Source organism: Bizionia gelidisalsuginis (assembly GCF_008086185.1).
GTDB lineage: Bacteria > Bacteroidota > Bacteroidia > Flavobacteriales > Flavobacteriaceae > Bizionia > Bizionia saleffrena.
Map to the genome: position 1 here is coordinate 64,044 of NZ_VSKN01000008.1, position 22,546 is coordinate 86,589.

General features: G+C 35.8%; 14 protein-coding genes. 7 read left to right on the forward strand and 7 right to left on the reverse strand.

Going from position 1 to position 22,546, the window contains the following annotated elements:
* Window positions 1-9: 9 nt before the first annotated feature.
* The 5 genes from ES677_RS07795 to rlmB all read left to right on the forward strand — a co-directional run bounded on the left by ES677_RS07795 (window position 10) and on the right by rlmB (window position 7,405).
* Window positions 10-3,123: a SusC/RagA family TonB-linked outer membrane protein gene (locus ES677_RS07795; RefSeq protein ID WP_148380945.1), complete on the forward strand. Its 3,114-nt coding sequence runs from the start codon at window positions 10-12 to the stop codon at window positions 3,121-3,123.
* 12 nt (window positions 3,124-3,135) lie between these two features.
* Entirely contained in the window at window positions 3,136-4,659 is a 1,524-nt protein-coding gene (locus ES677_RS07800; RefSeq protein ID WP_148370002.1) for a SusD/RagB family nutrient-binding outer membrane lipoprotein, read from the forward strand.
* Window positions 4,660-4,705: 46 nt separating this feature from the next.
* Entirely contained in the window at window positions 4,706-5,518 is an 813-nt protein-coding gene (locus tag ES677_RS07805) for a hypothetical protein (protein WP_148380946.1), read from the forward strand.
* Window positions 5,519-5,539: 21 nt separating this feature from the next.
* Window positions 5,540-6,487 carry a hypothetical protein gene (locus ES677_RS07810; protein WP_148380947.1) on the forward strand — a complete coding sequence of 316 codons (948 nt, stop codon included), beginning with the start codon at window positions 5,540-5,542 and terminating at the stop codon, window positions 6,485-6,487.
* A 183-nt stretch (window positions 6,488-6,670) separates the two neighbouring features.
* Complete coding sequence (gene rlmB / locus ES677_RS07815; protein WP_148370005.1) at window positions 6,671-7,405, forward strand: 23S rRNA (guanosine(2251)-2'-O)-methyltransferase RlmB; 735 nt, start codon at window positions 6,671-6,673, stop codon at window positions 7,403-7,405.
* Here the strand turns inward: rlmB and ES677_RS07820 are convergent.
* Window positions 7,400-8,188: a rhomboid family intramembrane serine protease gene (locus tag ES677_RS07820; RefSeq protein ID WP_148370006.1), complete on the reverse strand. Its 789-nt coding sequence runs from the start codon at window positions 8,186-8,188 to the stop codon at window positions 7,400-7,402. The genes rlmB and ES677_RS07820 overlap by 6 nt on opposite strands.
* A gap of 219 nt (window positions 8,189-8,407) precedes the next feature.
* Here ES677_RS07820 and ES677_RS07825 point away from each other — a divergent pair, with 219 nt between their 5' ends.
* A complete protein-coding gene (locus ES677_RS07825; RefSeq protein WP_148370007.1) occupies window positions 8,408-9,685 on the forward strand; it encodes a replication-associated recombination protein A in 1,278 nt (425 codons plus the stop codon).
* Here the strand turns inward: ES677_RS07825 and ES677_RS07830 are convergent.
* The 6 genes from ES677_RS07830 to ES677_RS07855 all read right to left on the reverse strand — a co-directional run bounded on the left by ES677_RS07830 (window position 9,682) and on the right by ES677_RS07855 (window position 15,939).
* Window positions 9,682-10,515, reverse strand: a complete 834-nt coding sequence (locus ES677_RS07830) for a hypothetical protein (protein ID WP_148370008.1) — start codon at window positions 10,513-10,515, stop codon at window positions 9,682-9,684. The genes ES677_RS07825 and ES677_RS07830 overlap by 4 nt on opposite strands.
* Window positions 10,516-10,540: 25 nt before the next feature.
* Complete coding sequence (locus ES677_RS07835) at window positions 10,541-11,227, reverse strand: YjjG family noncanonical pyrimidine nucleotidase (RefSeq protein WP_148370009.1); 687 nt, start codon at window positions 11,225-11,227, stop codon at window positions 10,541-10,543.
* Window positions 11,217-12,518 (reverse strand): polysaccharide deacetylase family protein, encoded by a 1,302-nt coding sequence (locus ES677_RS07840; RefSeq protein WP_148370010.1) that lies wholly within the window; start codon window positions 12,516-12,518, stop codon window positions 11,217-11,219. Before ES677_RS07840 ends, ES677_RS07835 begins: the two co-directional genes overlap by 11 nt.
* A gap of 105 nt (window positions 12,519-12,623) precedes the next feature.
* Window positions 12,624-13,322, reverse strand: a complete 699-nt coding sequence (gene radC, locus ES677_RS07845) for a RadC family protein (RefSeq protein WP_148380948.1) — start codon at window positions 13,320-13,322, stop codon at window positions 12,624-12,626.
* A gap of 144 nt (window positions 13,323-13,466) precedes the next feature.
* Window positions 13,467-14,822 carry a UDP-N-acetylmuramate--L-alanine ligase gene (locus ES677_RS07850; RefSeq protein WP_148370012.1) on the reverse strand — a complete coding sequence of 452 codons (1,356 nt, stop codon included), beginning with the start codon at window positions 14,820-14,822 and terminating at the stop codon, window positions 13,467-13,469.
* Window positions 14,823-14,985: 163 nt separating this feature from the next.
* Window positions 14,986-15,939, reverse strand: coding sequence for a tetratricopeptide repeat protein (locus ES677_RS07855; RefSeq protein ID WP_148370013.1), 954 nt, complete (start codon window positions 15,937-15,939; stop codon window positions 14,986-14,988).
* A 176-nt stretch (window positions 15,940-16,115) separates the two neighbouring features.
* Here ES677_RS07855 and ES677_RS07860 point away from each other — a divergent pair, with 176 nt between their 5' ends.
* Window positions 16,116-22,445 carry an alpha-2-macroglobulin family protein gene (locus ES677_RS07860; protein WP_148380949.1) on the forward strand — a complete coding sequence of 2,110 codons (6,330 nt, stop codon included), beginning with the start codon at window positions 16,116-16,118 and terminating at the stop codon, window positions 22,443-22,445.
* The last annotated feature ends 101 nt before the right edge of the window (window positions 22,446-22,546 follow it).

Below are 22,546 nucleotides of genomic sequence, written 5' to 3' on the forward strand. Positions count from 1 at the left end.
AAATATAAAATGAAAACAAAGTTTAGTGGAATTTTAACGCTGTTTCTAGCGTTTGTTGTGCAACTCACGTTCGCACAAGAAAAATCAATTTCAGGAACGATTTCCGATGAAAACGGACTACCGTTACCTGGAGTAAATATTGTTATTAAAGGCACTACCAGTGGTACGCAATCGGATTTCGACGGAAACTACGCGATATCTGCAAGCACAGGCGATGTTATTTCTTACTCATTTGTAGGATATAAGAGCGTTGACAAAACTGTAGGTGCAGCTAACACAATTAGTTTTACAATGGAAGTAGACGTAGCAGCTATCGACGAGGTAGTTATTACGGCGCTAGGTATTAAACGTAAGAAAGACGAGGTAACAACCGTTTATCAAACTGTTAGTACTGAAGAACTGGCTAAAGCTAACAACCCTAGTGTTGTAAACAGTTTATCAGGTAAAGTATCTGGTTTAACTATTTCTCAAACTAGTAATGGTGTTTCTGGAGATAGCAGAATTGTTCTTCGTGGTAACCGTTCGATCTCAGGTAACAATGAGGCTTTAGTGGTTATTGATGGTGCAATTTCTAGCACAACCTTTTTAAATGCTTTAGATCCAAACCAAGTGGAATCTTTAAACGTAATTAAAGGTGCTGCAGGTTCTGCATTATACGGATCGCAAGGTTCTAATGGTGTAATTGTAGTTACTACTAAGAAATCAACAAAAGGTGGAAAAATGACTATTCAAGTGAATAGTTCTATCGATTTTGAAAGTGTCGCTTATGTTCCAGAAAAACAGACCCGTTATGGTCAAGGATGGGATTTAGGAAATGGTTTCGAAAACGTTATCTACGAAAACGGTGCATGGGGTCCAGAATTTGACGGAGAAATGGTTCCTGTTGGATTACCTCAAGCTGATGGTTCGTTCGTAATGGCTCCTTACTCAAGTAGAGGAAGTGACAGTATGAAAGAATTTTTTCAAACAGGTATAACAAGACAAAACTCTATCTTATTCTCTTCTGGTGATGAAGACGGATACCTTACTTTAGGTGCTAGAAATATCTTGAATGAATTTATTATTCCTGGTGATCAAAGAAAAAGAAATACACTTACTTTAAATACAGGTAAAACTGTAGGTAACTGGAGTGTTGGAGGTAATCTTATTTACACAAATACTTCTGTTGAAAGACATAATGGTGATTTAAATACACAATTATTACAATCTGCATCAAACATTCCTGTTACTGCATTTGAAAACTCTGGAAACGAAGGAAACTGGAATGCTTATTTTACAAATCCTTACTGGAATCTTGCTAATCAACGTTCTGAAGGAGAGTCTAATAACTTAAGTTTAACTGGAGATTTAGGATACAAAGTAAACGATAACATCTCTTTTAAATTATTAAGTAATGCTAGAATTAATACTAGCCAAAGTTTATCGTACCAAAATGGTTATACAGAGCCAAAGGAGATCATTGACAATACAGGAGGAAATAGATCATTAATTTCTCAGGTAGACATCCGTAATGATAGAAGTAGTCAGTACTATACCGATTTCTTTATGAATTTAGATTATATGTTAACCGAAAAAATATCTTTTGGAGCTAACATAGGTTTAAACAACCAATACTTTAAAAATGCTTTTGTAAGAGCTGGTGGTAATGGTTTAACGGTAGATGGTATTTATACTATTCCTAACCTTTCTAGTGGACCAAGTTCTGAACTTCTCGCAGATAATTTACCAAGAACAACAGATTATAGAAGTTCTAATTCTAGAATTGGTGCTTTTGCTAACTTAGATTTTGGTTACGAAGATTTCTTATTTGTAACATTAACAGGGCGTAATGACTGGTCATCTACTTTAAATAAAGCTAACCAATCATTCTTCTACCCTTCTATAAGTGGTTCTTTTATCCCTACTAAAGCATTCGATAATTTTGGTGGTGATGTATTAAACTACATGAAAGTAACTGCAGCCTATGTGAAAATTGGTAACGATGGTGGTGTTGGTCCTTATGCTATTCAGCAAACGTACAACACAGCAGGTGGTTTCCCTTTTAACGGTCAAAACTCTTTTGTTGTAGATCAAACTATTACAGATCCTTTTCTTCAGCCTGAGTTTACAACCACTGCAGAAGTTGGTTTATCTCTTGGTTTCTTAAAAAACCGTGTTACTTTAGATGCGAGTTATTCTAGCTTTAACACGACAGATCAAATTGTAAGAATTAATACTTCAGATGCTTCAGGTTTAGCTAATACAAGAATTAATATTGGAGAAACTAAAGGATACGCTTTAGAATTTGATTTAGGTCTTAAAGTATTAAAGAGTGAAGATTTTAAATGGGATGTTAACGTAGGCTATTCTACGACAGACAACGAAGTTGTTAAAGTATCAGACCAAGCAAAACAAGTATCTCTTGGTGGTTACACAGGGCGTGCTGAAGTATTTGCTATAGAAGGTGAAGCTTTCCCAGTAATTCAAACAAATTCTTACGAGAGAGATCCTCAAGGAAGAGTTATTATTAATTCTGCAGGAAATCCTACGGAAGCAGCTGGTTTAAAAATTGCTGGTAGAACGACTGCTAAACACATCGTTAACTTAAATACGAATTTTACGTATAAAGCTTTTACTTTATCTGCTACTATGGATTACAGAACAGGACATGTGTTCTATTCTCATCACAAGGAAAACATAACATGGTCTGGTCACGCAGTTGAAACTGCTCAAGGTGGTCGTGGTGCGTTTATTTGGCCAAACTCTGTAGTAGAAACATCTCCTGGTGTTTATGCAACGAATACATCTGTGCCTTCTGGAGGAACCACAGCTGGTTCTTACATTAACTTCTTTGGTAACTATAGAAGTATTGGAGAAAACAACATAGTGGATGCCACTGCATTTAAAGTGAGAGAATTATCATTATCTTATGAATTGGACAAAAAATTCTTAAAGAATACAATGATTACAGGTTTAAGAATTAGTGCTAATGCTAGAAACCCATTTACAGTTTTACCATCTGAAAACAGAGGGTATAGTGATCCAGAATCTGGATTTTCAACTGGAAATGCACAAGGTATTACAGAACAGTCGGCTTTACCACCAACAAGAACTTTTGGTTTAGGTCTTAACTTAACATTTTAAAAAAAATAAACAATGAAAAAATATTTTAATAAAGGATTCATACTTCTTGCTTTAGGTGTATCTACATTAGCGTGCGAAAGTACCCTAGATATCAACGAAACAGAAGTAGGGTTTACAACAGAAAACGTAACTCCAGACTTATTGTTAGCTGGAGCGATACAAGCACCTCGCTATAGATTTGAGGTTACTGGTAGCGAAACTGGAAGTATCTTTATGAACCAATGGGCAGGCGATATTAATAACGTAACTGGTGGTTTTCAAGATGAATTCAGATTGAACTTTACACAAACTTATGGACCAGGATCTGTGATATGGAGAGATATCTACGCAGGGATGGGTACTTACCAAGCCATTATAAATTATGAAGGGGCGGAATACAATAACCATAAAGCGATCTCTAGAATATTGAAATCTTATTACTTCCAGTTCTTAACTGACGTATATGGAGATATTCCTTACAGTGAAGCATTACAATTTGGTGAAAACTTTACTCCTGCTTACGATGATTCAAAATCTATTTATAGAGATTTAATCACAGAATTAAACACAGCAATTGGTACTTTAAACAACTATAGTGCTGCAAACCCAGTAGGTGTTGAAGACACTGTTTTTGCTGGTGATGCAAATGGATGGATTCAAGTAGCTAATACTTTAAAGCTTAGAATTCTATTAAGACAATCTGAATTAGCAGCGACTGATTCTGAAACAGCGTCTTACTTAGCAGATCAATATGCAGCATTAGATACTAACTTTTTAACGACTGATGCTACTATAAACCCAGGTTACGCTAACGCTGATGGGCAATTAAATCCATTTTGGGAAAACTACGGTCAAGATACAGCAGGTAACGATACGTTCGATAATGATTTTATCGTACCTTCTGAATACCAAGCTGAATTCTTAAAAGGATCACAAACTGAAGATGGTTTATCTACTAACGTACCTGACCCAAGACTTACACGTATGTACGAGCCAGTAACTCAAGGTCCTGATGATGGAAATGTAACGGGTGTTCAACAAGGAGCAACTAATACTACTGCTCCACCAGAATTATCTGAATTAGGTCCTGGTTTCTTAAAAGGCCCAGACCAAGATAGTTTCTTATTTACTGCTGCAGAAAGTTTCTTCTTACAAGCAGAAGCTGCTGAAAGACTTTATATTTCAGGTAACGCTCAGCAATTATTTAATTCAGGTATTCAAGCATCGTTTGATATATTAGGTGCAGGATCTGCAGCGACATACATTACAGCATCTGGTAATACTAATAGAATTGGATATGCAGGTTCGACTAATAAAATTGAAGCTATTATGACTCAAAAATGGATCGCCCTTACAGGAATTAACGCTATGGAATCTTTTATAGATTACAATAGAACAGGTTTCCCTTCGGTTCCATTACCAATCATTGCAGAACAATCTAAATTACCATATAGATTATTATATCCTGCATCAGAATCTTCTTCTAACTCTGCTAACGTGCCTAACCAACCAGGATCAGCAGCGTTTAACGACAGATTATTCTGGGACGTAAACTAATTAAAAATTGCTAAAACTTAGAAAAATGAAAAACATAAAAATATTATTGCTTGTTCTTACATTATCTGCGCTAAACTTCTCTTGTTTAGTAGATGATGAAGATGAAGGAGGATTACAAGGCATCGAAAATAGTGCGTACCTTATTGGTTTCGCTAAGAAAACAGAAAATGAAAGTTATTTCGTAGATGAAGGGGCAGTAGAGAAAAACTACCCTGTAAGTATACTTGGTGGAAACTCTGGATACCCTACTCAATCAGACGTAGCCGTTACTTTTACAGTAGACCCATCATCGACTGCAGTAGCAGGAAATGAATATAATTTAACGACTAGCTCTTTTGTTATTCCAGCTGGAGAAAACTTCGGAACAATTCCTGTGACTATTAACACTGGAGGATTAGATCTTGATACCCCAACTTTTTTAAAGTTAAATTTAACGTCATCAACTGGTTCAGTTATATCAGATTTAAATGACACTTTAACAATAAACTTTGTTGGTTGTCAATCACAAGTAGACGCCTTTACTTATGACGTTTCTACGATACGTGTAAGTGATGGAGGTTTAGTGAACGAACAACCTGAAAGTATTACTATGGAATCTGTAAACGTTTTTAGAACTGCAACCGTTGGTTCTTACGGTCCTGGGGCTGTTAATGGATCAATTGGTGGGACAGAAGGATTTACATTTTCAGATGTATGTGGAACAATTAATGTTGAAAGTCAAAATTTAGTAAGTCTATATTCAAATCAAGTATCTGGTTCTGGTTCTGTTGATCCAGTTACTGGAGACATTGTAATCACTTATACTATTACATTTGAATCTGGTGACCGTTTATATGAATCGACTTATGTAAAACAATAATTAAATATTAAAAATATTAAAATGAAAAACATATTAAAAACAAGTTTAAAATCATCTTTGCTAGCACTTACGTTAGTGTGCTTTTTTAGCTGTATGGACGATGACTTAGATGGAATGGACACTCAGCCTAAGACATCTGCATCTACAACTGTTAGTTCTTTAACGATTGCTGAAGGTGGTTCTGATGTTATTCCATTTACAATGGAAAAAGCGATAAACATGCCCTCTCAGTTTAAAATAGAAGTTGTTTCTGGAACAGCGACCCAAGGTGTAGATTTTACAGCTGGCGATGCTGCTACAGATTCTGACACTGGTATTCCAGGTGACGGTTTCGAAATCACAGTTCCTGCTTATGCAACCTCTTTCGACATCCCTGTTAACACAATGATGGATATTTTTGCTGAAGATACAGAAACTGTTGTTTTAAAAATATCTGCAGCAGGTGTACGTACGGTATTAGCAGATGCTACGGTAACAGTTAACATTACAAATATTGCTACCGAGAGTTTAGCTATACTATTAGAATGGGACAAGGACGTTACTTACGAATGGTTAGAAACTGTAACTGAAGAAGATGGTGACGACGAGGATATCATCGTTTCTGAATTTACTGAAAACTTATGTGATGTCGTTGATTTTGATGTCGTTGGTTTATTAGAAACCGCTGATTGTCCAGAAGTAGATTATGCTCTTGGTGTTTTAGCTGATGGTACTTACAATATTGAAGTAGATTTATGGACGGTAACTCCGACTGAAACTCCTATTGACGCTTTTGCTATTCCTTTAACATTAACATTAGGAAAAACAGGAACATTTACTACTACTTTAGAATATAACGATGTTTACACATCTGACTATCCTGCAAGTGAACCAGGTGGTAATGGAACTATTGTAGCTGCAACAATTGTTGTATCAGGTGGTTTATATACTATTTATGACAAAGACGGAAATTTAGTAGCTGCTGAATAAGTTATTTAAATTACGACTTAATTAATACTAAAAGAGACTGATGAAAATCAGTCTCTTTTTTTATGTTTTAATTTTTATGAAAAAACTAACTTAAACTAGTTTAAAGGAAAACCATTAATAAACATAAAATAAGATTTTTAAAACCACCTCTTTTCGAGGTGGTTTTTTTATATCTTTGTGCCGATGGAAAAAGACACACAAATTTTCGGTTTAAGAGCAATTATTGAAGCTATAAATGCGAATAGTACAATAGATAAAGTATTCTTACAAAAAGGATTAAAAGGCGAGTTATTTCAAGAACTAGAGTTTGCTATTAAAAAAAATGGCGTAAACGCATCTTACGTGCCTATTGAAAAACTAAACAAATTAACTACAAATAATCATCAAGGTGCTGTTGCACAAATATCACCAATTACATTTCACGACTTAGAAACTTTAGTAGAAAAGACTATAGCAAGTGGTGCAACTCCCCTATTCTTAATGCTCGATCAAATAAGCGATGTTAGAAATTTCGGAGCGATTATTCGTACAGCAGAATGTACTGGCGTAAACGGTATTATAGTACAGAAAAAAGGGGGCGCTCCAGTAAATGGCGATGCCATTAAAACGAGTGCTGGTGCAGTATTTAAAATTCCTATTTGTAAAGTAGACCACATTAAAGACGCCATGTTCTATATGCAAGCGTCGGGTATAAAAGTAATAGCAGCCACAGAAAAAACCGATAATACTATCTACGATATTTCTCTAAAAGAGCCTTGCGCAATTATTATGGGGTCTGAAGGTCGCGGCATTAACCCTTCGGTATTAAAATTAGTGGATGCAAAAGCAAAATTACCCCTATTAGGTGATATTGAATCTTTAAATGTATCTGTTGCCTGTGGCGTATTTTTATATGAAGTGTTAAGACAACGTTTATAAATCGTTGTCTTTATCTTCCGCATTCTCTTTATTTTCCTTAAAAATGTAGCGTATATTTTGATTTGATAGCGTTGCAGATGTCTCTGTGAGCGCAACGTTTTCTTTTTCTGCTTCTATTTCTGTTGGTACAAAATTACCACTGGCATCAAAGTGTTGCATAAACTCATCGTCTTGTGCGTTGTACTGCTCCTGTTGCCAATCGTATTTTGCAACTTTCGCTATTTTCTTTCTAAAAAACAACGCAAAAATAAATCCGGTAATTAATCCTGCCGTGTGGCCTTCCCAAGATACTTTTTCGTCTATCGGAAACGCATAAACAAACATACTTCCATATAAGAAAATCACTAATAGCGATAAAGCAATTAGCCGGTAATGTCTCGTAAAAATACCCTTAAAAAAGTTAAAGCTAAATAACACATAGATTAAACCGCTAATACCTATATGGTACGATGGCCTTCCTATAGCCCACGTTATTAATCCTGAAATAATAATACCGTAAATAATAACCTTAAACGCCACCTCTTTATAAAAATAAAACAAGGCTGAAGACAATACAAACAACGGAATGGTGTTAGAATATAAATGTTTTATGCCCGAATGAATAAACGGACTAAAGATAACGCCACGCAATCCTTTTAAGGTTTTAGGATAAATACCAAAATTATTGAATCGGTAACCAAAACGGATTTCAATAGAAAAAACAAGCCATATTAGTAGCACTAACAATAACGGATAGAGAATAACATCTATGGAAAATTTAAACGGATCGGTTGGTTTATTCATAGTTACAGTATAGCAAAAGAGCTACCATTTTATAAACAGAGGTTAAAATGTCAGTTGCGTGAGGGATAGAATGGCCTGTTTAAAATCCTTTTTACCTTCTTAAAAAGATTGAGTAATGATAGGCCGGTTATTTTTGAGAGGAACGACAAAAAAAACACGCCCTAAAAATTAATTGACCTCTCCCCTTTTTATTACAATATAATCCTTTAATTTTGCATTATGAATGCACCTTTAGCAGAAAGATTACGTCCAAAAACCTTATCAGACTATATAAGTCAGCAACATTTGGTGGGCGAAAACGGGGCGTTAACTAGCCAAATAAAACAAGGTTTAATCCCGTCGTTAATATTATGGGGTCCTCCTGGTATTGGAAAAACGACTTTGGCAAATATTATTGCTACCGAGTCGAAACGTCCGTTCTATACCTTAAGCGCCATTAGCTCCGGCGTAAAAGATGTGCGTGAGGTTATCGATAAAGCGAAACAAAGTGGCGGCCTATTTACAACGAAAAACCCGATTCTATTTATAGATGAAATTCATCGCTTTAGCAAATCGCAACAAGATTCGTTATTGCAGGCCGTTGAAAAAGGGTGGGTTACTTTAATTGGCGCGACTACCGAAAACCCTAGTTTTGAGGTAATCCCCGCATTATTGTCACGCTGTCAGGTTTACATCTTAAATCCCTTTGAGAAAACCGATTTAGAACAACTTTTAAAGCGTGCCATTACCGAAGATGAGCTTTTATCTCAAAAAACGATTCACCTAAAGGAAACCGAAGCTTTACTAAGGCTTTCTGGTGGTGATGCACGAAAATTATTAAATATTTTTGAGCTTATTGTTACTGCAGAAAATAACGATACCGTTACCATTACAAATGCTTCGGTATTAGATAAAGTACAAAACAACACGGTGCGTTACGATAAAACTGGCGAGCAGCATTACGATATTGTTTCGGCGTTTATAAAATCGATTCGTGGTAGCGACCCCAATGCAGCGGTTTACTATTTAGCACGTATGGTTGAGGGTGGCGAAGATGTTAAATTTATTGCCCGCCGATTACTTATTTTAGCGAGTGAAGATATTGGTAATGCAAACCCAACGGCACTTGTAATTGCAAATACAACCTTTCAAGCCGTGTCGAGCATTGGGTATCCAGAATCGCGCCTTATTCTAAGCCAATGCGCTACTTATTTAGCGTGTTCTCCAAAAAGTAATGCCGCCTATACGGCCATAAACGACGCCCAGCAATTGGTTAAAAACACAGGAGATTTATCGGTTCCATTGGGTATTAGAAATGCGCCAACCAAATTAATGAAGGATATTGGTTACGGCGAAGATTACAAATATTCGCATAATTACGAGAATAATTTCGCACCACAAGAATTTTTACCTAAAGAAATACAAAACACCACGTTGTACACGCCAGGCAATAATGCCAGAGAAAATGGACAACGCGAATTTTTAAGAAACCGCTGGAAAGATAAATACGGGTATTAGAAGTGTAGTGACATTATTTTTGATACTGTTTTTCCTTTAACTACGGAAGAATAGATCCAAAGGCCCGCTTCTTTATAAACGATAGCGTTGTTATCTTTTACAATAAAGACGTCTTTTAAGTTTGATTGCCACAAGGTAAAAACCACCATTGAAGTCTCGTCTACAACTCGATAACCATTTGGAATTTCTTGAGCATATAGCGACGCACTGTCTGTAGCTTTAATTACTGTTTGAAGTGGAACAGATTTCTTTAGTACGTTTCTATTCGTTTGTGGCGTTTCGGTCGTTTCTACTCCTGTAATTTTCTCTTCTCTTAAGGTTTCTATCTCCTTTTTAAGACTATTAATTTGCTCTTGCGCTCTAGTCGTTTCCGATGGTATTATAATTTGATTAGCATCTGGTGCATAGCTGTAATTTAAACCATCCAAAGACTTTGAAGCCCCACGTAAAGCTAAATTATAAGCTACAGCACGGTCTTTCTCTCTAGAAATGCCCTCTAGTGTTGTATACACGATATCTCCTTTACAATTTTTAAGTTCTATCTTTAAAATGGTTTTGAAAAAACCAGAATCGTCCAAAACATTAGCGCGTAACGCTAAACAACCATTTGAGATTACTTCGTCTGGAAACGCATCGTTTTCCATAAAAGTTACGAAATTGTATTTTTCGAATAGGAACTTGGTCAATTCGTTTAATCTGTATTCGTTAGCGCTATTTAAAAATTTATAACTATTCGGGACGATGACATATTTATAATTATTAATATTATTTTGAGCATATCCTGAATACATTGCTAAAAAAAGCACGGCAAAAATTACTATTTTCTTCATTCTTATATATAAATTATTCACACTTTTAAAGTAGCGATTTTATTTCTAATAGCGTATTAACTTGTTTAACGTTACCGGTGATTACTGTTTTATGATAGTTGAAACAAATGGCATCCAACCCTATATTTAAAGCACCTAAAACGTCGGCTTCATAATTATCGCCAATCATAATACTCGATTCTTTTTTAGCCTTTGCCAACTCTAATGCGAAATGAAACATTTTAGGATTGGGTTTTTTAACCCCCACCATTTCAGAATTTGTTACGGTTTTAAAGTAGTGACTAATATTCGATTTTTCTAATTTACGCTGTTGCGCTTCTCCAAAACCATTGGTTATAATATGCAAATTATATTTTGGTTTTAAATACTCTAAAAGCTCTATAGTGCCTTCAAAAATGTGATTATAACTGGTTAAATAAGTGATATAATCAACGGCTAATTTATTAATAACCACATCTTCAATCGTAATGTTTAAAGCCTTAAAAGCGTCACTCAATCTACCGTAACGCAAAGACACTTTATCAACCTTTTCTTCGCGGTATAATTTCCAGTACTTTAAATTTATAGGCTCATAAATGCTTATAAAATCGTTTAAATTGAGACTGATATCATTCATTTTAAAAATCATCTCAAAAGTTAAAGAGGAATTTTTATCGAAATCCCAAAGTGTATGATCTAAATCGAAAAACACATCTGTTATGTTATGACTCATTTGTAGATTCTATTATAATATTAAAAAGTTCTTTATATCCTCTCCAGCGCTCACTATTGCCGAAAGTATAATTATGAAACACGGGTACGAACTCACCATCTACCTTTTTTACTTCGTTAATAATACGATTAAGTATCATTTTTTTGTCTAATAAAGAATAATGTTTTAATAGCGCAAAATCTAAAACATGATAGGTATTAATACGTAATGGCGTTTGTATTTCGTAGTCCAAATCGTAGAAAAGAAAAGGGGTGCAGGTTCCTGCTCTAAACCCAACATGATTAATGTAACCCATTGTAAAATCTTCTAAAATTTCTAATTCGGTTAAATTGCGATACGATTCTGGTAAATTTAATTTAGAATACGATTGTCTTGCGGCAGGAATATCCTGATTAATAATGCGTTCTAACCGTTCTTTTTCCATTTTTAACGTGGGCTTATCGTCTAAGGCAAAAAATGAAGATTTTAGCCCTACTCTACAATAATCTCCCACTTGTTTTATTAAGGATACAAAGCCCGTTTTTTGAATACTGTTGTTTTTATTGTAAGTCGAAAAGTCGCCCACCGAAAAGAAAAACATAAACTTATGCGTGGTATGTTTTTGACGATTTACAATATATTTAAAGGTGTCGTAAGGATCATTCTGAAACCCTAAAATTACCATATACCGGGTGTAAATCTCTTTAAACTTAAAACCAAAAAGATCTCTACATGTTCCACCAACAGTGCGCATTATACCTTTAAACCTATAATCGTAGGCCATTGGCACATCGATTACTGGCGTTATTTTATAACTCCGCTTTTGATAGTCGTAATTTGGGAATTGTAGTTTTAACAATTTCAGAAATTTAAAAGCCCAAATATCTACAACCGGCTGCTCCAAAAACTGATGCTTATAAGCTAAACTTTCCTTGGCTGTAAAACGACCGAATTCGTCCTTTACATGAGGTAAATACTCTTCGTAGCGACTTATAAGATAAAAGGAAGCCGCAAAAATATCGAAAGGCAAAGCACTTTGGTCGTTATTGGGAAAAAAACATTTAGTTTCCTCCCAGTCGTTCACCTTTATCTCCCAATCGTTTAACCCTTGTTCGAATAATAATTCATGAGAGCGCACAAATATTTCGTTACCTAACGACTGCCGCGCATACGACATTTTTAAACTATCGTGTGCAATAAAATCTTCAATTGTTGTTGTAAAACTTACAGGAATACCCAATATGCGCGTACATATTTGTTTAAATATGTATTTTATTCGTGGTGTTATTTTGTGTGTGTAAACTAAGAGCATTTAGTGGTGCATTCCGATAGTTATAATTTTTAGACTCAAAAATACATAACTTAATCTTTAATCACTCATTGCGACTTGTTTTTTGTGTCTATTTAAAGCGTATTACTACAAAACACCTTCGTCGGCAAAACTAAAATAGGTGGTTTCGGTAACAATTAAATGGTCTAAGACTTTAAGGTCTAAACTTTGGGCTGCCATTTTTAATTTCTCGGTTATTTGCTTATCGGCAGTACTGGGTTTCAAGGTTCCCGACGGATGATTATGAGCCAGTAATAATCCTGTGGCGCCAACTTCGAGCGCTGTTTTTAAAACCAACCTTACATCTACTAATGTGCCTGTAATTCCGCCTTTACTCAATTGTGATTTCTGAATTACTTTATTAGAATTGTTGAGATAGATAATCCAAAATTCTTCGTGCGGTAAATCGCCAATAATAGGTTGCAACAGTTCAAAAGCTGAAGCACTCGATGTTATCTTTGTGAGTTTTAAAGCATCTTCTCCTCTACGACGTCGCCCTAACTCCAAAGCGGCAATAATGGAAATGGCTTTCGCTTCCCCAATGCCTTTAAATGTCATAAGTTGGTTAATAGATAACTTTCCTAACTGACTTAAGTTGTTGTTTGAACTTGCTAAAATACGTTTGCATAAGGCCACAGCACTTTCCTCCCGACTTCCAGACCCAATTAAAATGGCAACCAATTCGGCATCACTTAGCGTGCTTTTACCCTTGTGCAATAGTTTTTCTCGTGGCCTATCGTCTTGAGACCAATTTTTAATTGAAAATGATGATGACTGTTCCGACATACAGTAAATCTACATTTTTTTTATTAATAACTAACACTCTGTTCGATAGTAGTTTAAAAACGGATGCGTTATTTCGCCTTAACAAGAAGGGTTCACGATTTCGAAATGAAAAGTGAACCCTTATTTATGTTGTATGCCTATTTTTTACTTAATTAATTCCTTAATCGCGTTGAAATCTAAGCCACCATAATTTCCAGAACTCATTAATAGTAACGCTGTATTCTCTAGATTTTGAGACAACAAATAGTTTTTAAAATCTTCGGGATTAGTGTAAATTATTAAGTCTTCGCGTTTAAAAGCATCGGCAATTTGCTGGTGAGAAATGGCCTCTAATTGTTTCATTTCTAAAGCGTCTGGTGAATAAAACACCACCGCAACATCGGCGGCATCTAGCGCGCCTTTATACTCCTTTAAAAAATCGGCATTTAAACTACTGTAGGTATGCAATTCTAAACATGCCACTAACTTTCGGTTGTTGTATTGCTCTTTTACCGCTTGCGTTGTCGCTATTACTTTACTAGGTGAATGTGCAAAATCCTTATAGGCGACGCTTGTTTTACTCTCGGCAATTTTCTCAAGGCGTTTACTTGCGCCTTTAAAAGTGGTTATGGCTTCGTAAAAATCGTCTTCATCTATTCCCATATGTTGGCAAATCCATTTGGCGCCTGCAAGATTATTCAAATTATGTTTACCAAAAATCTCTATCGGTAAAGCACCTTCAGGGGTTTCTAAGAATGTTTCGCCATCTTCTACGGTGTATTCTGGTGTGTGATACCCAATTTTACGAATCGTGTTTTCGCTCGCTTCCACCACTCGGGTTACCTCAGCATCTTCAGTGTTGTAACTAATACTTCCACCGACAACAATACTATCTACAAAAAGACTAAACTGCTCCACATAATTCTCGTAGGTAGGAAATACATTTATATGATCCCAAGCGATGCCACTTAACAACGCGATATTAGGTTTGTACAAATGAAATTTTGGTCGGCGGTCTATAGGCGAACTTAAATACTCGTCTCCCTCCAATACAATAAAATCGTTGTGTTCGGTAAGTTTTACCATCACATCAAACCCTTCCAATTGCGCGCCCACCATATAATCGACATCGCGATCGTGGTAATGCATAACGTGCAAAATCATAGAAGTAATGGTCGTTTTACCGTGACTTCCACCAATTACAACTCTGGTTTTATGCTTTGACTGTTCGAAAAGAAACTCTGGGTAACTGTAAATTTTAAGTCCTAATTCCTGGGCTTTTAAAAGCTCAGGGTTATCGGCTTTTGCATGCATACCCAACACGATAGCGTCCAAATTAGACGCGATTTTCTCCGGAAACCAACCAAAGGTTTCAGGTAATAATCCTTTGGCAGCTAATCGCGATTTTGAAGGTTCAAAAATAGCGTCGTCACTTCCTGTTACTTGGTATCCTTTGTTATGTAATGCTAATGCTAAGTTGTGCATTGCGCTTCCGCCTATGGCTATAAAATGTACGTTCATATCCTGATTTTGTAGGCGTAAAGATACTTTTTTTAGGCTGAAATTCCGAATGGTTTACAGCTTCAATTTCAAACGTTTTGAAAGACTTTTGAAAGGGGGTTCATACTCTTAAAAATGGAAAGTTACAAACACTACATTTGAAGAATATCTATTAAAAAAAGGTTCACAATGTATTTATTAGCTCCTTTTCCGATTTAAAAACAGCAATATCGGGTAATTCGGCAATTGCTTTATTTATAAAGAATAGTGCCTTTTGCGAGTTGTTTTTGTGTTTGTAAATTTGTGCCAAACGGTAATACGCCCAGCCTTTAGGCACACCATCGTTAGCACTATAATTCTCTAAATAAACGTTTAAACAATATACCCCTTTTTCTAATTGCACATTATAATCGGCACAGACTTTACCAATTTGATAATGCAAAGCATTGCGTTTATGCTTCATATTTGCGGCTTCTAAAACGCTAATCGCTTGGTTAGTCTTCCCTTCTTTCTCGTAAAGTTTAGTCAGTTTATCGTAACACGTTACCGAGCCACCAACAGTAATTGCCAGCTTATAATATTTCTCGGCTAACTCGGGTTCGGCATCATATTCGTAAATATAACCTTTAGCCAAATAGCCATCCACTTGGGATAAGTTCTCTAATTGGTTGGCATACTCCAAAGACTTGCTCTTACTTCCACCTATAATTCCGGGTAATTGCATATACAATTCCACCAGCGCCCAACGCGCATCGATGTGTGCGGGATCTAATTGTGCAGCTTTCAAAAATGCATGTTTTACGTCTCCAATAATTCCTAAGGCTCTAATTTTATTTATCGTTAGTGCTTTCATTCCCAAAGCACCACCATATTTAAACTGGTAATTAGCATTATCCGGCCTTTTATCGACCAAAACCTGATACTGTTCTATAGCGCTGTCCCATTTTTTTTGTTGGCCGTTAGCATCACCAAATAACTCAATGGCTTCTAAATGATTTGGGTTTTCTGCAACAAACGGCGCTAAAAGTAAAGATGCTTTTTTGTATTCTTTATTGGTATATAAATTCTCTGCATCGTTAAATGCCGTTTGTCCGAAATTAAGCAACGGAAAAAGGAATAGAAATAGTAGGGCTCTCATATTTATTATAAATTAGAGCTAAAATAGTATTCTAATTGGTATTGTTTTTGATTTTAGCGCAACAATTAAAAGTGACACCTTCAAAAAAGAGGCGTTCACGCATTAAAACGCGTCGTTTGCGTAGTTCTTATTTTTTATAAAAGTACAATACGATAAATTGCTTAAAAATGATGTTTATGAAAAATCACGTTATCTTATTACTGATTATATTTTTTGCTAACGCCTCCTTTTCCCAAGATAAAAGCTACGACCAATTATGGCGTGCTGTTGAATTTGAGGAAGTTAATGGGTTGCCAAAATCGGCTTTAAAAATAGTGGAAACTATTGAAGCCAAAGCAACAGCCGATAATAACGAACCTCAACAGATTAAAGTGTTGCTTTTTAAAAGCAAGTTTGCTTTAATTTTAAAGGAAGACGCGCAATTACAAATTGTAAATGCTTTTAAAGCCAAAATTAAAACGAGTACAGCTCCCACTAAAAATATTTTAGAAAATGTACTTGCTAATCTTTACTGGCAATACTTTAAAGCGCATCGCTATCAATTCTACAATCGGACTAAAACGGAAGAAAAAGTAGATGCCGAAGATTTTAGAACTTGGGATTTAACAACGCTAATTGAAGACATTCAACTGCATTTTGATAATTCTCTACAAAACGAATCCCTGCTTCAACAAACCGATTTAAACAATTACAATATACTTTTGGTTCAAAAAAAAGATTCGAAATTATACAGACCTACCTTGTTCGATTTTTTAAGTCATAATGCCTTAGATTTCTATAAAGCTTCAGATGCAAGTATAACAAAACCTGCCGATGCCTTTAACATTGACAATCCTAACTATTTTAGTGCTGCCGAAACATTTTCTAAGTTATTTATTCAATCAACCGACTCTCTTTCATCTAAATTGAAGGCTTTAAAAATTTATCAGAAATTAATCCAGTTTCATTTAAATGACCCAGATAAAACAGCTTTAACCGATGTTAATATTAGCAGATTGTACTATGTTCATGCTAATACCGTTGTTGCCGACAAAGAGAATTTATTAATAGATAGTTTTAAAAAAGAAAGTGATAAAAACACAGGAACGGAAAGCGAAGCCCAATATGATTATGAAATAGCACATTTATTATATAAACAAGGGTTGCAATATGACAGCAATTCAAATCCTGACGTACGTTGGAAAATAAAAGACGCTGTAGAACTTTGTGAATTCGTTATTAAAAAACATCCAGAAACTAACAGTGCAGAACACTGTGCCCTTTTAAAGCAAAGAATTTTAAGTCGATCTCTTAGCATTCAAACAGAGTCGAATTTACCAATTAATAAAAATGCCAAGCTATTAGTTACCTATAAAAACATTGAGCAATTAGAATTTTCAGCTTATGCCCTATCGGAAAAGGAAATTACTAACTTTAACGACCTTCATAAAATTGAAGAAGAAAAGGCTTTTATCGGTAAGTTATCTGCAACAAAAACGTGGAAAGCGCCTTTAATTGATGAAAGCGATTATCAGTCGCACACCATTGAAATTTTAGTCCCAAAATTGGGAAACGGTCGCTATTTAATAGTCGGTACAGCCGAAAATGACGGTATAAACATAGCGCATAACCTAGTACAAGTTACTAATACAGCTTATATAGAATACCATGATCATGAATTTAAAGTTTTTCAGTTTATAGATCGCAATAACGGACAACCGCTTACTCAGGCTGAAGTTACGATTACCTATGAAGATAAAAAGAGCAAAAAGACGATAACAACCGATGCGTACGGTAAAATACACGTAAAAGACAAAACAGATAGATACGGCAACTTTAGCTTAACGGTAACCAACGGAGCAGACACAGCCGTATTTAAAAACGTATACTTACGTGGGTATTACCCCAAGAATATGCCCGAAAAAACAAGCTATAAGTCCTTTTTATTTACCGACCGTAGTATATACAGACCCGGACAAACCGTGTTTTTTAAAGGGATTGTTATTGATGTTGATCGTAATAGATCGCTAGTAGTTAGCGATTATAAAACGAGTGCTAAATTGATTGATGTTAATGGCAAAGAACTTAGTACTTTAGAACTTATAACAAATGACTACGGATCGATTTCCGGTGAATTTATCCTTCCAAACACAGGATTAACGGGGCCATTTGCTATTCGTTTACAAGAGCAAAATGAAAAGTATGGAATAAATAGTCAAACCATTTTTAGTGTTGAAGAATACAAACGTCCAAAATTTAAAACGACATTCAAGTCCCTTACTGAAACCATAAAAGTAAACGATAGCGTTACCGTAAAAGGTGAAGCCTTAGCGTTTGCAGGATCTACAATTACTGATGCTAAAGTGGTCTATCGTGTTAAAAGAAACATTCAATACGCACCGTGGTTTTACAGATCGCGTTATGCGCCACAACAACCGGAGCAAGAAATAGCGCACGGTGAAACCACTACAAATAATAAAGGAGAATATTCCATACCTTTTAAGGCTATTCCAGATGCGAATGTCGATAAAAAAGGACTCCCTATTTTTACTTATGAAATTACAGTTGATGTTACCGATATAAATGGAGAAACCCAAAGCGCAACCACTTATGTAAAAGCGGGATACCATACTATTACGGCAGCTCTCTCTATTGCAGATCAGCTAGAAAAATCGAATAAAAAACATACGCTTCAATTAACGGCGAAAAACTTAAATGATGCATTTATTTCGACCACCGGAAGCTTAAAAATATACAAACTACAAGCACCAGATTACGTATTAAGGCCGCGACCTTGGGAAGCGCCAGACTATCAGAATTTTACAAAAGAAGACTTTAAAACACTTTTTCCACACGAAGCGTATACCAATGAAGACCACAGTGAAAACTGGGAAAAGGGAGCATTAGTTTTTGAAAAAACAGTTACTACCGACTCACTAACAGCTATATCTCTAGGAAATATAAAACGGTGGGATTCTGGGGCGTATATTATAACGTATGAAACTAAGGACCCTTCCGGGTTAACTGTTAAAGATGAAATAAGAACATCTATTTATAGTAATAACGACACGGTTATAGCCGATAATCAGCTTTTTAGACTTACAACCAATAAAGTAGAATATGCGCCTAATGACACGGCAGAAATTACTTTGGCAACAGCTGCAGAAGACTTAATTATTAATGTAGATATTGAGAAAGACCATAAAATTATAAAATCGTACACCGTACCGCTACGTGCTAACAAGAAAACCATTAGTGTGCCTGTAACAGCTAACGATTACGGCGGATTTGTTGTTCATGTTAGCTATGCTGCTTTTAATAGTTTTTATAGTTCTGCGTTAACTATAAACGTGCCTTATCCTAAATCTGATTTAGAGATTGAAACGCTAACATTTAGAGATAAACTTCAGCCTGGAACTGATGAAACCTGGTCGTTTAAAATAAAAGGTCCGCAGGGCGAAAAAGTATCTGCCGAGCTTTTAGCAAGCATGTACGATGCTTCACTAGACCAATTTAAACCTCAGCAATGGCAATTTTCACCACTGTATCAACCACAATACTACTCACAGTCTCGACGGTCTGCTTATCATGCATTTTCAAATTCCCATTTTAAAGTACAACTAAATCAATCGTACAATTATTTCCCTAGTCCAAAAAACTATGACAGTTTTAATTGGTTTGGCTTGCATTTTGGGAATGAGAACCAATACAAATATTATTTACGTGATTTACAATCAAGAAGAAGGCAAATGCCAACATTCGACAAAGTTATCTCGGGAATAGTTCTCGACGAAAATGGATTACCACTTCCTGGTGTAAATATTATTGTTGAAGGTACAATTTATGGCACACAAACAGATTTCGATGGTCACTACACCCTTAAGGTAAAACTACAGAGTCACGTCGTGTATTCGTTTCTAGGCTATGTCACAGAGAAAAAACCAATAACTTCACAAACCATTTATAATTTATCCATGGCAGATGATGATAACGTAGAACAGGTTGTTATTAGCGCTTTAGGAATAAAGCGCAATCGTCCTGAATTAACTTATGCTAAAGGAATTAGTGATCAAGAGGCAGACATTCAAGGTGCTCCTATGGAAGAGGAGGATTCCTATGAAGTCGCAGAAAAACATATAACTGAGGACAAACAAGATGCTGCAAATAACGATTTCTCCAATGTACAGATTAGAAAGAATCTTCAAGAAACGGCTTTTTTCTTCCCACAATTACAAACAGATAAGGATGGCACTATTAGTTTTAACTTTACGACACCCGAAGCTTTAACACAGTGGAAATTACAGTTGCTTGCACATACTAAAACCTTAGAAAGTTCTATAAAAACCTTGGATGCTGTAACCCAAAAAGAATTGATGGTTATTCCAAATGCGCCTCGTTTTTTACGTGAAGGTGATCGCATAACAATTAGTACAAAAATTGCAAATCTTACCAATAAAGAATTAAAAGGTACGGCGGTGCTTCAGTTGTTCGATGCGGTTACTAATACCCCTATTGATGCCCAACTGAATAATAGCAATAGCAAACGTGCGTTTACAGTAGCCGAAAAAGGAAATACACAAGTCTCTTGGCAATTAACGATTCCGAAGAACATCCAAGCCGTGACCTATAAAATTTTAGCACAATCGGGGAATTATAGTGATGGTGAGCAAAACGTATTACCTGTTTTAACCAATAGAATGTTGGTTACCGAGACTTTGACTATGTGGGTTGGTAGTAATGAAACGAAAACATTTACGCTCGATAAATTAAAAACAACGACCTCACAAACGTTAAAACATCATAAACTGACATTAGAAATAACAAGTAATCCTGCGTGGTATGCGGTGCAAGCTTTACCGTATGTAATGGATTACCCTTACGATTGTAACGAACAGATTTTTTCGCGCTATTATGCAAATAGTTTGGCACACTCCATTGTGTCATCTAATCCAAAAATAAAAAGGGTTTTTAACCAATGGAAATCTCACGATGGTTTACTCAGTACTCTAGAAAAAAACCCAGAATTGAAATCTATTCTAATTGAAGAAACGCCATGGTTGCGAGATGCTGAAAGCGAGACAGAACAAAAAAAACGTATCGCACTACTTTTTGATTTTAACACAATGACGAATGGATTATCAAAAGCGATTCGCAAACTAGAAAATAATCAAATGGACTCCGGTGCGTGGTCTTGGTTTGGGCAATACCGAGAAAATAGATTTATCACGCAACATATTATTTCGGGCTTTGGGCATCTTAAAACATTGGGTGTAAACACAGAATCTAATAGTAAAATGATTAGTAAAGCCATTGGGTATTTAGATACGCAATTTGTGAAGGAATACAACGATTTAACAAAATACAGCGCTAATGTAGACGTATCGGCAGATCATTTGAGCTATAGTCAATTACAGTATTTGTACATGCGAAGCTTCTTTAAGGACGTAAAAACAACGAAAGAAGTACGCAAAATAATGGACTATTATCAATCGCAAATCAATGCGTATTGGTTACAGCGTTCTCTTTATGCGAAAGGAATGATGGGGTTAATTTCGAATAGAAATGGTGATAAAGCGACAGCTCACCAGATTTTAGAATCGCTTAGAGAAACTAGTATTACATCAGAAGAATTAGGAATGTATTGGAAAGAAAACACAAGTTCTTGGCAGTGGTACGAAGCGCCTATTGAAACGCAATCGCTACTTATTGAAGCGTTCTCTGAAATTGAAGAGACCTCAGTACGTAAAACCGGAACTATAGATAACTTAAAAATATGGTTGCTTAAAAACAAGCAAACGAATAGTTGGAAAACCACAAAAGCAACAACCAATGCCGTCTATGCCTTACTATTACAAAGTAGTGATTGGTTAAGTGTTACCGACAGTGTAGAGGTGTCGATTGGAGGACAACCCCTTTCTCCGGAGACTCTTGAAAATGTAAAAGTTGAAGCCGGAACAGGCTATTACAAAACGAGTTGGAACACCACAGAAATAAAACCAGAGTTGGCTGACGTAACCCTTACTAAAAAAGGAAATGGCATTGCTTGGGCCGGTTTATACTGGCAATATTTTGAAGATTTAGAGGCCATTACTTTTGCCGAAACACCTCTTAAACTACAAAAAAAACTCTTTAAGAAAACGCAAACAGATACTGGTGAACTCTTAACTGACATCACAAAAAATACAACGCTTAATGTGGGTGATGCTATTCGTGTGCGCATTGAAATAAGAAGTGATCGCGCTATGGAATTTGTGCATTTAAAAGATATGCGTGCGTCAGGCTTAGAACCCATAAACGTATTATCGCAATATAAACACCAAGACGGTTTAGGGTATTATGAATCTACGAAAGATACGGCAACGCATTTCTTTTTTGATTATTTACCAAAAGGCATTTACGTTTTCGAATACGATTTACGCGTTACCAACGCCGGAGAAATGAGTAATGGCATTACAACCATTCAAAGTATGTACGCACCAGAATTTACAAGTCATAGCGAAGGGATTCGTATTACCACCAAAGAGTAAATAATAGCCAATATAAATGATGAAGTATTATAAAGAAAGCAATTTTAATTACGTATAACGTAACACGCAAGTTCTCGACTACACCTGAACGGACCATGGCG

What these genes read in the sequence shown, in the direction of transcription:
- ES677_RS07795 (WP_148380945.1), top strand. Translation starts at nt 10, where the DNA reads ATGAAAACAAAGTTTAGTGGAATTTTAACGCTGTTTCTAGCGTTTGTT.
- ES677_RS07800 (WP_148370002.1), top strand. Translation starts at nt 3,136, where the DNA reads ATGAAAAAATATTTTAATAAAGGATTCATACTTCTTGCTTTAGGTGTA.
- ES677_RS07810 (WP_148380947.1), top strand. Translation starts at nt 5,540, where the DNA reads ATGAAAAACATATTAAAAACAAGTTTAAAATCATCTTTGCTAGCACTT.
- rlmB (WP_148370005.1), top strand. Translation starts at nt 6,671, where the DNA reads ATGGAAAAAGACACACAAATTTTCGGTTTAAGAGCAATTATTGAAGCT.
- ES677_RS07820 (WP_148370006.1), bottom strand. Translation starts at nt 8,188, where the DNA reads ATGAATAAACCAACCGATCCGTTTAAATTTTCCATAGATGTTATTCTC.
- ES677_RS07825 (WP_148370007.1), top strand. Translation starts at nt 8,408, where the DNA reads ATGAATGCACCTTTAGCAGAAAGATTACGTCCAAAAACCTTATCAGAC.
- ES677_RS07830 (WP_148370008.1), bottom strand. Translation starts at nt 10,515, where the DNA reads ATGAAGAAAATAGTAATTTTTGCCGTGCTTTTTTTAGCAATGTATTCA.
- ES677_RS07835 (WP_148370009.1), bottom strand. Translation starts at nt 11,227, where the DNA reads ATGAGTCATAACATAACAGATGTGTTTTTCGATTTAGATCATACACTT.
- ES677_RS07840 (WP_148370010.1), bottom strand. Translation starts at nt 12,518, where the DNA reads ATGCTCTTAGTTTACACACACAAAATAACACCACGAATAAAATACATA.
- radC (WP_148380948.1), bottom strand. Translation starts at nt 13,322, where the DNA reads ATGTCGGAACAGTCATCATCATTTTCAATTAAAAATTGGTCTCAAGAC.
- ES677_RS07850 (WP_148370012.1), bottom strand. Translation starts at nt 14,822, where the DNA reads ATGAACGTACATTTTATAGCCATAGGCGGAAGCGCAATGCACAACTTA.
- ES677_RS07855 (WP_148370013.1), bottom strand. Translation starts at nt 15,939, where the DNA reads ATGAGAGCCCTACTATTTCTATTCCTTTTTCCGTTGCTTAATTTCGGA.
- ES677_RS07860 (WP_148380949.1), top strand. Translation starts at nt 16,116, where the DNA reads ATGAAAAATCACGTTATCTTATTACTGATTATATTTTTTGCTAACGCC.